The following is a 13,127-nucleotide window of genomic DNA, read 5'->3' on the forward strand; positions in this document are numbered from 1 at the left end:
TATGACTTTATTTACATTTGAACGCAATCTCTTACTAAAAAACAAAGTAAACTTTTTATTTCCTCTATTGTTGATCGTGCTCTTTGCATTCCCACTTTTTTTGATTATGAACTTGCTTATACAGAATTCGATGAACTGAATCATAACTATGAAGAGACGCAACGTTTGATTGAAACGTTGAAAGAAGATGAGAATGAGAAAGAATTTGTGGAAAGTTTAGAGAAAAGCAACAAACTGATCGAAGCAATCTTACATGCAAAAAACACAGGGAACGTCCAGGAAACGGTCGAAGCAACTTATCATTATGAAAAAGATATACTGGATCGACTGATTTCTGGTCAAAGACAAGGAATTCCAATCATTGAACAACAAAAACGTGTCGAGTTGCTCCATTATATGAAAGAACATCAGATCCAAAGATATTCAATTTTTGACTTGCCAGCGCATCTCCCTTTAGCGAATTACTACGAAAATATTTTTTCAGGAATAATTTCTAGTTTTTTGATTTTATGTATAACCGCCTTGTTTCTTTCCTCGATCATCTCTTATGAAAAAAGAAAGCAGGTAATCTCTCTAGTCAATCTATTACCGGATAGTATGGTAAAGAAACATAGCATCCGTTTTACCGTTTATTATGGTGCAGCTATGCTAAGTCTCGTGATTCCATTTTTGTTCGTCTCTATACTAGTAGTAATCAAAAATGGTTTGGGCGACTTCCGTTATCCTGTAGGAACGATCATTGGTCAGGAGATACGAATCCTTCCGATGTATGCGTATCTTTTCCAGAGTTTTCTGTTCCTGTTGTTGTGGGTACTCTTTTTAAGTACAATCAGTTTCCTTCTATCTGCTTTATTTGAACATTCTCTAGTCAATCTTTTAGGTACACTTCTTTGTCTTTTCTTAGCAGAGTATCGCTTGTTTTCTTCGATTGAATGGATAGAAGCAATCAGTCATTACTTGCCAACTTCTTATGTTGATTTTCAAAATGTGATCGTAGGAGGAGATATGTTCTCGCCACTAGCTTCAGAACAGGTTACTTTCATGAATGGTATCTTGACACTTGGTACATGGAGTATCGTTCTATTATTCATAGGTATGGGCGCTATCTATATAAAAAAGAGCTATTAAAACACAAAAATAATAGGAGCGGTGACAAAAATCTTGTCACCATCTCCTATTTTTCACTTGGTTGAAGTTATTACTTGATGCAAGGCAGCTTTTTTACTGAGAACATTGGTTATATATCTCCATGTTCAAAAATCATTTGTACTTCTTCAATGGTTTCCGCATCACTGAGTGCCATTACTTGGTCGATGTCTGAACAGAAAAAGGCTAAATCTTGGAGCACAGCTAACTGATGTTCTCTTTTTAAAGCCACTACAAATAAGAGTGTCGCGATTTTTGGTTCCTCTTTTGTTCCAAAGTCCACACCATCAGGCACTTGGACTAAATAGATCCCTTCTTCTATTACTTCTTCATCTTTGTCAGTCCCATGTGGCAAGGCTACGAAATTCCCGATATAGACACTCGATTTTTCTTGTCTTTCGATCATTGATTGGATATATGCCGCTTTGATTCCCCCTTGTTGGGTCATCCACTGGCCGATCTCGGTCAACGCTTCTTTCCAATTTTGATAGGATTGATCGAGCAATATTTTTTCTGCTGGTAGCTGGATCATCTTTTCACCCTCATTTCTTTATTTCTTCAATCAGGATTTTCGCTAACAATTGATAAACGATTTCTCTATTTCCTGAACGGAAGATCTCGGTGTTCAAATCGTTCATGATGATTGCTCCACTGATTTTTCCTAAAAGAATCCCGTCTTTTTCTTGGATTGGCGAAGGCGCCAGCATAACTAACATACGGGACAATTCGATTGGCTGTCTATCCATCCCGTCAATTGTCAACGGTTGTTTCAAATTGAAAATACAAAAGATCGGTTTAGAAACCAATGAGCTGGATGTATGGAATAACCCCATATTTGTATGAGGAATTCCGATAGGTGCTTGTTCATATCGCTTAAGCAGTCGGCGATGAACCACCTCTTCATCCGTTACTAGTCCTTCAGGAAAATAAGGAAATAAACTGCGAATCGTTTCGGAGACCGTATCAGGGTTATCTAGTTCTTGAATAAAGAAACGATCAAGTAATTGATTGATTTGCTCCATGAAATGCATCGTTTCCTCATAAGTATCTTCTAGCATCCACTCGTTATTGCTGTTATACGTATTTTTTTGCCTTTTTTTCTTCTCAATATGCGAAAAAGCTTCTTTTAGCTGCTTGACTTCCTCTTCCAGCAGTAGCGGGGAGACTAAAATATATGTTCCATCATATCCTGGTAGAATAGATGTAGAAATAACAATATCATATTCTTCTTGTAAATCAATTTTTTTCAAATCAGCGATCCGATAGAAATGAATCTGTTGAATGAAAGGAAAATACCGTTTCAAACGCAGTTCCAACATGCTAGTAGAAGCTAAGCCGCTTGGTGAAAATCCTGCAATACTGATATTGCTTTCTTTCGGACTTTTTTCCAATGAATTTGCAAAATGAAGGACCATATATGCGATCTCTTCTTCTGATAATTTCTTTTCTTGAAAAATCCGCTCTACTGCTTGGCGGATTGCATTGGCAATTTCCTCATATTGAACCATGATTTTTTCTAAAATCGGATTAGTCAGTGTCTCTTCTTGTAAAACGGCTCTTGAAAACACACCAGACAAATGGGTCAAAAGCATTTTGTACAAGGTTTCATCTTCATAAAAATGGACATTCGTCTCTTCACTTACTTCTTGAATCAGTTGTTTTACTAAATAAGCAAGCTGTGTATCGAACGTTTCTTCAAAGAAATTCTGGTCAAATGAGTTCGTGAAGTCATTTAATAATCCTGCAAAAAAGACGATCTCATTTACTGGGTAAAGTTGTTTTGTCTCAGAAGCAATCCGTGAGAATAATCGTTTAGCAGTCTGAAGCAATTCTTTGTTTGCCAGACCATTATACGTCTCATTTGTCAGTAAATGATTTTTCGTTACACGATCCATCGTCAATGTCAGCATCAAAACCAAATGTTCAAGTTTTCTATCACTTAGATTGGTCTTTTTTTGGATCAATTCTTCCCCGACTACTTGGCGTGCAAGAGACAGATGTTGCGGATCAACGAATCGAAAAAAGTAATTCAGCGATGAATCAAAAGAAATACTATGAAAAAGTTCATATTCATTGATTTCTAATTCTAATACATTCGCTGTTAGAAGCCGACGGTATTTTTCCGGTCCTACGATCTCATATCCTTGGTTCCGAATGATTTCCAAAGGCAGTTGGCGGGTACTTTCTTCCAACTGTTTGATATCTGCATAAAAAGTAGTATTACTGATGCGGTATAATTCCATAAAATGGGCAAGACTCAACGGTTCTGTCGTTAGTAACAGCTCGGCTAAAATTGCGTGCTGTCGTTTAGCAGTAGGCAAATCATCGCTTTTCCCATCTGTATTTTCTTTTAATTGCTCCATTACTTCTTCCGATGCCTCAATGACAAACGAACCTCTTGCTACTTTTTTCAAAGAAGCATTTACCGATTTCAATGAGACTTCAAGATTATCTAATTCGCGGTAAACGGTCCGCTTGCTGACTTTCAATAAATTCATCATTTTTTGGATAGTCACAGGTGAGGGACTGCTGAGAAATTCTGCTAATAATTGTTTTTCTCTGGGCGATAAGTACATCTTATTTTTCTCCCTTCACGAGTTTTTCGTATTCATTCGTAGCTACCCAATGTTCCACTAGGACTAGCTGAGGGATCGTTTCTTTTAGCTGTTCATTTACAGCTAGTTCTCTTTGGGCGATATAAATCGTTTCTTCTTGGATTTTGAGCTGTTCGATTGGTTCCTTTAAGATAACAAACTGTTTTTTCTCTTTTTTTGCTAATTGACTTAAAATCGCCATGCCCATGGTTTGTGAACCACGTCTATTATTTTTATACAAAAACACAACGTTAACGGGCGACTTTTTCTGTTCTACTACTTCTACTCTCTCTTTTTTTTCTTTCCAATTTGGTTCGTGGATCGCTTCTTTTATTCGTGACAGCAAGATATCTGTTTCCAAAAAGTGATCCAGTACGAAAATTTGACTTTGAGGTACTTTTTCTCTTGCAAGATCCGCTAATTCATGTTGGACGATAACAAGCTGATTTACTTGATTGTTCAATTCATAGACAGAGCTGTATCCAACAGCGAGATCAATTTTTTCCGCTGCTAATTTTTTCTTCAGCAAGGCGGCTCCCATAGCGCTTGATCCCATGCCTGAGTCACACGCAAAAACGACAGAATGAATGGTAGATAGTTCCAAGATTTCTCCCCTTTCTTTGACCGTGTTGTCTCCTTTTTCTTTTTTCGGTAATTTCAATAGCAGCGTTGCACAAATGAAGGTTACAAATGTACTGATTGCTATCCCTATACTTACCCCAGCTAGTTGCGGATAAGGCGTATTGGCAAAAATCACGAGTAGTGACCCGGGCGATACAGGAGTAGCTAATCCCGCATCTAACCATTGGAATATCAGCGTGCCGCTTGCTCCACCAACCATTACAGCTAAAAACAGATATGGACGCAACAAGACAAACGGAAAATAAATTTCGTGAATCCCACCAATCGCATGGATCATCAACGCTCCACTTGCGTTTACTTTTTCCTGTTTTTTTGCAAAACAAAGGATAGCAAGTAAGATCCCTAAACCAGGTCCCGGATTTGCCTCCATCAAAAACAGGTAAGAGTGTCCGACTGCTTGTGAGAATTCGATTCCTAAAGGTGTCAACACACCATGGTTGATTGCATTATTAAAAAATAATACTTTTAGAGGTTCTAGGATCAAACTGACAAGCGGCAACAGATTCATTTTGACTAGCCAAGACACGACGGAGACAAGCAACAGGTGGAAACTATTTAAAGCTGGCTCAATAAAAACGATTCCAATTATACAAATAATACTACCAATCAGCCCTACTAGTAAGTTGCTGACAAGCATTTCATACCCAGCTTTGAATTTCGCATGAAATCTAGAAACAAATTGTTCATACAAGAAGCCGGCAAGCGGTCCTATAATCATCGCTCCTACGATTTGCGGGGCATCGGAACGAGCAATCAACCCTAAAGAAGCGATTGCGCCCGCGACTGCCCCTTTTTGTCCCCCTACCGATTTTCCGCCTGAATAGCTGATCAAGATTGGTAAAAGCAGTTGAATCATCCAGTGGCATACCTCTTCCAACGTGGCGTGCAAATCGCCAGACACACCTTTCATTACTAATGACAAGATTCCCCAAGCAATAAACAGACTTAGGTTTGGCATGATCATTTCATTCAAGTGGTGTCCGGCTTTTCTCAGTTGTTTCGTAAACACTCGACTGCTGTCGTTTGCTTTCCATTTGTATTCCATCTTTTTCACCATACTTCTATTTATTGATAGACGGATTTTATGTAGAAAAAGCAGCAAACGAAAACCGTCTGCCGCTTTCAGCTATCTGGGAACTATTTGCCTGGTTCAGACGCAATGATTGCTAGTTCACCTTGGACCGTCCACTCAGAAACGCCACTTGGAATGATACAGCTTGTTCCTTTTTCTAATGGATATGTTTTTCCGTCAACAACAAGGTCTCCTGCTCCTTCAATCACTGTCATCAACGTATAAGGGGCTTGTTTTTTGAAAGATGTGATTCCTTTAATATCCCACTCATATACATTGAAAAACTCAGTTTCTAAATAAGTGACGATCGATGAATTCCCTTTTCGGACTTCTTTGATTTGTAATTCTGGTGTTTTGGCAGGGACAGTTGTTACATCGATCGATTGTTGGATATGCAGCTCTCTTGTTTGTCCTTGCGCATCTTTTCTGTCATAGTCATACACGCGATAAGTCGTATCGGAGCTTTGTTGTGTTTCTAAAATCATGATCCCTTTACCAATAGCATGGATCGTTCCGCTTGGTACATAAAAGAAATCACCTTTTTTAACTGGTACTTTCTTCAAAAGGTCATCCCAGCGCCCCTCTTTGATCATCTCAGCTAGTTCTTCTCTTGTCTTTGCATGATGACCGTAGATAATTTCTGCACCAGGTTCAGCATCGATGATATACCAGCATTCAGTTTTTCCTAATTCACCTTCATGTTTCATCCCATAGGCATCATCTGGATGTACTTGTACAGATAGATCATCTTCTGCATCTAAGATCTTGATCAACAATGGAAACACTGGTTCTGAAGGATGGCCAAACAATTCCTTGTGTTCTGACCATAGTTCATCTAATCTTTTCCCTTTGAATTCGCCATTTTCTACTACACTGACACCATGAGGATGCGCGCTGATCGCCCAATCTTCTCCGATTTTATCGTTAGGGATATCAAAACCGAAGACTGAACGTAAACGGCTTCCTCCCCAAATTTTTTCTTGAAAAACTGGTTTTAAAAACATAGGTTCCTGCATAATTCAAACTCCTCTCATTTTTCATAGCTATTATAGCATTATTTCTGTAATACCGCTTTCTCTTTCAAAAAGTTTTCAACAATTTCATCTCGACATATGAGATACTCCGCACGATGATCGACAGGATGTACGCGATTGGACAGAAATATCAACGCTTCTTGTGTTTTTATATCAATCAAGAAAAACGTACCTGTATAACCAGTATGAAAAAGAATCGCATGACCGTCTCCTACATCTTTTTTTAGATCCCACCCTAGAGAACGATAGCCATTTCTTTCTGGAGTTTGATCTTGTAGCAAAGAATCAATCGTTTCTTCTTCTAAAAACCGACCATTACTGATTTTTCCCTTGTTCAAATACATTTGGACAAAAGTAATGCTGTCGTTCAAATCGATAAAGAGCCCAGCATTTCCTGCATGTTCAGCTAAAACTCTTGCTTTCGGATCATGAGTTTGTCCACACAAAACCTCACCCGAAGGCAGTTGTTCTGTGGGAACGATTTTTTTGGAAGGAAAAGGAAGAAATAAGCTGTTCATCATTCCTAATGGTTCCAATACTTGTTCTTGAAAGATTTCCACTGCAGTTTCTTGGTAAATTTTTTCCAGCATCAATCCAAGAAGAATCGTTCCGGCATCTGTATATTTCACTTCTTTTCCTAGTTGCTCACCTGGTTCTAGCTTCAAATAAGCGGCAATCAATTCTTCCTGAGATAGCTCATCTCTGTTTGGTATCCATGTTTTGATATCAGAAGTATGTGTCAGTAAATGACGCAAAGTGATTGTCTGATTTTCAAATTCAGAAAGATATTTATGCAGTGGTTGATCGAGTTCTATTTTTCCATCTTCTAATAGACGCAAAACTAATGAAGTGGTTGCAACGACTTTCGTCAGTGATGCTGCATCAAACAACAGATCTTCTGTCATCGGCTGTTTTTCAGGAACGACTTGGGCAAAGCCAGCTGTAAATGATTCTACTTGATTTTCTTTGATGAAGGCGGCTGCTACACCTGGATAAAATCCTTCTTCCATTTTTTTCAAAATAAGCTGTTTCGTTTGTGGGTACATCTTTTTCTCCTGCTTTTCTATCAAATTCTTACAGTCCAAGCTTAAAGCTTAATCTATGAGGAATCAACCTTTTTACACAAAAAAAACTGCGCGGAAAACCACGCAGTTTCATTCGGTATACCGTTTGCTCTTTCTATCTCTAGAACAAGTAATAGTATGACCGTTTATAAAATGACGAGACATGCGACAATCGTTAAGAAAGAAAAAGTTAAGCGTCGCATCGAATGTCAGTTTTATTCTTTTCTTTTGGCTCACTGACGAACCACCATTCGATTCCTATGGCATCATAGATTGTGAGTACTGTATGCTTTTTGTCCAAGAAGAAATCGACTGATAATTGCTGCAAGTGAGCAATCAGTCCTTCCATGCTTTCAGTATCAATCATGAATTTCAGAAAATCAAGGCCAATCACTTCATCTGTAGGCAAATCGATGGCACCACCACTTGCTTCTGTCAATCCAACATGGAAATCTCCTTCATTCAATACATGGATGCCCTCTTCTTCATTATGTACCTTCAAACCAAGGACACGATTAAGAAATTGGCGTTCTTTTGCTAAATCAGTAACATTTAAATGGATTTTTTCAAAATAAGATCCTGCTGTTAGTTTACTGAATTTTTCTTCAGATTTTCTTAACAACGCTTCTTGATCCATCGTCTCTGGAACTTCTCTTTGGTGATTCTTATTCTCTTCATGGTAAATTTCTAATTCATTCTCTTCTGGGTCTACGAGTAAGATCCCCATACGTCCATGATCTTCTAAAGCTTCTTTGATTGGATAATTCATTTTACGAATACGGCAAAGAATATCTGCCATTTCTTCTGTGCTAGGGATAATCAATGAGAAACGGTTCAGCTTTTTGATCTCCCCCATGTGATCATTCGCTCTAGGACTTTCTTCCAGCAGCAACATTTCACTTCCAGCTTCTTCTGTTCCTAAAATGGCTAATTCGTTTTCTTCTCTTTTCAAATCAAAGCCAACAACGTTCTTGTAAAAATCAATCATTTTATCTCGGTCTTTCACCCGAATGGCTACACTTTTTAAATAGGTGGCAGCCCCCAATTGAAAATCTCTCATATTTCTTGCTCCCCTCTACGTCAAGCTTTATTTTAACGATGGATTCTTCTTCTTTCAAGCAATAACTTTGATTTTGTTAAAAAAAGTGTGTGAAACTTCGCATTTTACTTGTTTTTTATAAATAAATGAGTAAAAAACCACATGAAACTCATTTTCTTGAAATGTGCTTCATGCGGTAAAGAAAAATAATAAATTTGTACGTTTCTATGAAGCTTCTTCTTCAGAAAACTGACTGTTATAAAGATCTGCATAGAATCCGTCTTTTTCCATCAATGTATCGTGGTTTCCAGTTTCTACGATCGAACCATGATTCATCACAATAATGTTGTCTGCATCGCGTATTGTAGACAAGCGGTGAGCGACAACAAAACTTGTTCGGTTTTCCAATAGGCGATTCATCGCTTTTTGAATCAGTATTTCTGTTCGTGTATCTACACTAGATGTTGCTTCATCAAGGATCAGGACATCCGGATTTGCTAAGAATGCTCGCGCAATAGTGATCAGCTGACGCTGCCCTTGCGAAATATTGCTTGCATCCTCGTTTAATACAGTGTTATATCCTTCTGGCAATTTACGAACAAAATCATCTACGTGAGCGGCTTTAGCAGCTTCAATGACTTGTTCATCTGTTGCATCGTCGTTCCCATATTTGATATTGTCATAGATACTTCCTGTAAACAGCCAAGTATCTTGCAGTACCATTGAAAACTGTGCGCGCAATTCATCACGTGAAAGGTCACGGGTATCTACACCATCGTAACGAATACTGCCTCCAGAAACATCGTAAAACCGTTCAAGAAGGTTGATCAGTGTCGTCTTTCCTGCACCGGTTGGCCCTACAATAGCGACCATCTCACCAGGTTTGACATCCAAGTTGAAATCAGTCATTAGCAAGTTATCTGGTGTGTAGCCGAATTGAACATTTTCAAAACGAACTTTGTATGGTGTATCTTTTTCTTCTGGAAGGCCAGATTTTTCATTGGACATCTCTTCTTCATCCAACACTTCAAATACCCGTTCGGCTGAAGCAACTGTTGATTGGATAGTGTTCATCAAACTTGCAAGTTGAGTGATTGGTTGAGAGAACTGTGTCGTATATTGTAAGAATGCTTGAACATCCCCTAATGTCATGTTCCCATTTGCAACTTTTACTCCGCCTAGTACAGCGACGAACACATAGCCTAGATTTTTAACGAAATTCATCAACGGCATGATGATTGCCGAAATAAATTGAGCTTTCCAACCAGCGGCATACAGATTCTGATTTTCTTTTTCAAATACTTCCTGATCTTTTTCAGTATGATTGAATGTTTTAACGATCGTATGACCACCATATGTTTCTTCTACTTGGTTATTCAATAAACCTAAACTTTTTTGCTGATCTGCGAAAAACACTTGTGATTTTGGCGCAACGACCATAACGATGATCAAGCTTAAAGGAATCATCAATAACGCGACTAACGTTAATTGCCAGCTGATTGAAAGCATCATCACGATGACCCCGATCAATGTGACTGCACTAGTTACAAATTGAGTCAAATTTTGTTGCAGCGTGCTTGCGATGTTATCCATATCATTGATTGCTCGAGACATGATATCGCCATTTGTATGTGTATCATAATAGGAAATCGGTACACGATTCATTTTGGCTTCCAAGTCATGACGCAACTCATAAACTGTCCGCTGTGAAACACGTGTCATAATAAACTGCTGTAAAAAGTTGAATACAGCTGAGATCAAATACATCACGATTACTGTTGCAATGATTTGCGCAATTTTATCAAAATCTATCGGAAATTTTGTTACTTGTTGCCCTTGTTGCATCTGTTGCGCGCCAGCCATTACACCTTTGAATATTTCTGTAGTTGCTTTCCCCAAAACTTTTGGTGTTTGGATTTGGAAAATCACGGCTGCTATTGCTAGTACAAATACAGCGATGATTGCAACCATACGTTTAGACATATAGCCAAACAATCGGCGTACTGTTCCCCAGAAATTTTTAGGCTTTTCCCCTTTTACACCGAGATTCCTGCCAGGTCCGCCGTGTCCTGGACCGCCTGCTGGTCCGTGAGAGGGACGTGTGTTTGTTTTACTCATGCTAAGTCCTCCTCTCTTAGTTGTGAATGAACGATTTCTTGATAAGTTTCATTTGTTGCCAATAGTTCTTCATGTGTTCCTTTGCCAACTAGTTTTCCTTCATCTAGTACAAGGATCATATCTGCATCCATTACTGTACTTACTCGTTGAGCAACTAAAACCGTGATACTTTCTTTCATATTCGTTTTCAATGCTTGGCGAAGATTGGCATCCGTTTTGAAATCCAATGCTGAGAAGGAATCATCAAACACATAAATGTCTGCTGTTTTGACTAATGCCCGTGCAATTGCTAGACGCTGTCTTTGTCCGCCGGAGAAGTTTCCTCCTCCTTGTTCCACATGGCTGTCTAAGCCATCTTCCATCTCTGAAACAAAATCTTTAGCTTGTGCGATTTCTAATGCTTTCCAAATCATTTCATCTGTTGCATCCGGCTTACCATACTGCATATTGTCTCGGATCGTTCCAGAGAAAAGAACTGCTTTTTGAGGAACAAAGCCCATTAGCTCCCGCAAATTATATTGAGTCATTTCACTGACGTCCGTTCCGTTTATTTGGATCGAACCAGATTCGATGTCATATAATCGGGGGATCAAATTGACTAAGGTCGTTTTACCTGAACCAGTTCCTCCTATGATTGCGACAATCTCGCCCGACTTAGCTTGAAAATCAATATCTTCCAATGCAAGTTTTTCTGCTCCATGATATCGATAATTGACATGATTGAAGGCCAATGTTGCTTCTTTTCCAGCAAAAGAAACGGTTTTAGGATTTTCAGGGTCATGGATACCGATTTTTTCATCCAACACCTCATTGATACGGTCAGCTGAAGCTTGTGCACGAGGTACCATGATGAAAATAGCGGAAAGCATCATAAAGCTGATCAAGATCTGCATCGCATAAGTCATAAATGCAATCAGATTACCGACTTCTAAGGTCATATCTGCTATGTAGTGTCCACCAAACCAAGTGATTGCTACGTTTGTACCGCTCATGATCAATGTCATCATCGGCATCATCAATGCGACGATCGTATTCACTTTGATTGCCGTATTTGTATAGTCTTTATTCGCTAAATCAAAACGATTTTCTTCAAAGCGCGTCTTATCGAATGCGCGGATGACTCTGACACCTGTCAACCCTTCTCGAAATACCAGGTTCAAACGGTCAGTTTTCTTTTGCATGCTTTTGAATAATGGAACAGCAAAATACATGATTCCGCCAATCAAAATAATCATTACTGGAATGACGACTAAGAAGATTTTTGTCAACTGATGATCTTTTTGATAAGCAAGTATGCTTGCGCCAATCAACGTGATTGGTGCATTGATCATCATACGTAAAAACATTTGTGTGACCATTTGGATTTGAGTCACATCATTGGTCGTTCTTGTGATCAAAGAGGCCGTTCCGTATTTGTCAAACGCATCTTTTGTCAGGCTCTCTGATTTTTTATAGACATCCGTACGCAATTGCTTACCCAGTTTCTGTGATTCTCGAGTAGCAAAAAATGTATTTGCAATAGCGGCTAAGATACTGATCAAAGAAAAGCCGATCATCACAAAACCTGTATGCCAAATATAATCGACATCTCCTTGCGCTACCCCTTTATCAATAATATTGGAGGTAAGTGTCGGCAAATATAAATCTGCCAGTACTTGGATCACCATGAAAACTGCAGCTGCAATTGCTGAAGTCAAGGAGATCCGTTTTACGATTTTTAGCATCTAGTTCCCTTCTTTCTATTTATATACTCCGTTTTTCAGCCAAGAAAGTTTCAAATTGAATTCACTGATTGCTTGCTCTACTGAGTAATCTTCAGATGTTGAAAATAAGCGATACGAATGCGCAATTGTTGTAAATACAGTATTCATCACTAATTGGATCAGTAATTCCAATTCATGATCATTTTTTACTTTCAACTTCGTCCGATCAATCAATTCAAGCAACTCTTTTGCATCTTGTTTGTGTTCTTTATGTGGATCGTGAGGCGTTTTTTGGCGACTCGTATGAGGAGCGACTTTTCTTGAGGCACGGTAATCCATGTTCATAAATAAGTTACGATAAAAAGAAGCATTCTCACCTTCCAAAATCTCATAAATCATTTTAGAAAAATAGGATTCGAATCCTTTGAATAGATCACCATCGGATTCTTTCATTAGTTGCAACATATCTTTAGAGCTGTCACGTCTCATTGTCTCAAAGTAATAAAAATAAAGATCCTCTTTATCTTCAAAATACTGATAGAAACTGCCTCTAGGGATATCCGCTAATTTGACGATATTAGCAATCGAGGCTTCTTTTAAAGGTACTCTAGAAAACTCGATTCTCGCCGCTTCAATTAACCTTTTTTGTTTTTCTTTCGGCAAATGGAAAAATGTCTGTGTCGGCATATGGATCCTCCTTTCTTCTAAGATGACA

General features: G+C 38.6%; 9 protein-coding genes and 1 pseudogene. 1 reads left to right on the forward strand and 9 read right to left on the reverse strand.

Annotated features, from left to right (window positions below; all coding sequences use genetic code 11):
* The first annotated feature begins 1 nt into the window (after window position 1).
* Window positions 2–1,128 (forward strand): annotated as a pseudogene (locus HMPREF2988_RS05915) (ABC transporter permease).
* 109 nt (window positions 1,129–1,237) lie between these two features.
* Here the strand turns inward: HMPREF2988_RS05915 and HMPREF2988_RS05920 are convergent.
* From HMPREF2988_RS05920 to HMPREF2988_RS05960, 9 genes are all read right to left on the reverse strand, one after another.
* Complete coding sequence (locus HMPREF2988_RS05920) at window positions 1,238–1,678, reverse strand: PTS mannitol transporter subunit IIA (protein WP_002291492.1); 441 nt, start codon at window positions 1,676–1,678, stop codon at window positions 1,238–1,240.
* A gap of 10 nt (window positions 1,679–1,688) precedes the next feature.
* Window positions 1,689–3,722: a BglG family transcription antiterminator gene (locus HMPREF2988_RS05925; protein ID WP_002315732.1), complete on the reverse strand. Its 2,034-nt coding sequence runs from the start codon at window positions 3,720–3,722 to the stop codon at window positions 1,689–1,691.
* Window position 3,723: 1 nt separating this feature from the next.
* Entirely contained in the window at window positions 3,724–5,427 is a 1,704-nt protein-coding gene (locus HMPREF2988_RS05930) for a PTS transporter subunit EIIC (RefSeq protein WP_070770174.1), read from the reverse strand.
* A 92-nt stretch (window positions 5,428–5,519) separates the two neighbouring features.
* On the reverse strand, window positions 5,520–6,470 hold the full coding sequence (gene manA, locus HMPREF2988_RS05935) for a mannose-6-phosphate isomerase, class I (RefSeq protein ID WP_002291489.1): 951 nt from the start codon (window positions 6,468–6,470) through the stop codon (window positions 5,520–5,522).
* Between the two features lie 38 nt (window positions 6,471–6,508).
* Window positions 6,509–7,534, reverse strand: a complete 1,026-nt coding sequence (locus HMPREF2988_RS05940; protein ID WP_002291488.1) for a serine hydrolase domain-containing protein — start codon at window positions 7,532–7,534, stop codon at window positions 6,509–6,511.
* Window positions 7,535–7,742: 208 nt separating this feature from the next.
* Window positions 7,743–8,612: a VOC family protein gene (locus tag HMPREF2988_RS05945; RefSeq protein WP_002315730.1), complete on the reverse strand. Its 870-nt coding sequence runs from the start codon at window positions 8,610–8,612 to the stop codon at window positions 7,743–7,745.
* A gap of 204 nt (window positions 8,613–8,816) precedes the next feature.
* Window positions 8,817–10,709 (reverse strand): ABC transporter ATP-binding protein, encoded by a 1,893-nt coding sequence (locus HMPREF2988_RS05950; protein ID WP_002291484.1) that lies wholly within the window; start codon window positions 10,707–10,709, stop codon window positions 8,817–8,819.
* Window positions 10,706–12,433 carry an ABC transporter ATP-binding protein gene (locus HMPREF2988_RS05955; RefSeq protein ID WP_002315729.1) on the reverse strand — a complete coding sequence of 576 codons (1,728 nt, stop codon included), beginning with the start codon at window positions 12,431–12,433 and terminating at the stop codon, window positions 10,706–10,708. The genes HMPREF2988_RS05950 and HMPREF2988_RS05955 overlap by 4 nt, the downstream gene beginning before the upstream one ends.
* A gap of 15 nt (window positions 12,434–12,448) precedes the next feature.
* Window positions 12,449–13,099 carry a TetR/AcrR family transcriptional regulator gene (locus HMPREF2988_RS05960; RefSeq protein WP_002287269.1) on the reverse strand — a complete coding sequence of 217 codons (651 nt, stop codon included), beginning with the start codon at window positions 13,097–13,099 and terminating at the stop codon, window positions 12,449–12,451.
* Between the last annotated feature and the right edge of the window lie 28 nt (window positions 13,100–13,127).

The sequence above is a fragment of the Enterococcus sp. HMSC061C05 genome (assembly GCF_001814765.1).
Classification (GTDB): Bacteria; Bacillota; Bacilli; order Lactobacillales; family Enterococcaceae; genus Enterococcus_B; species Enterococcus_B lactis.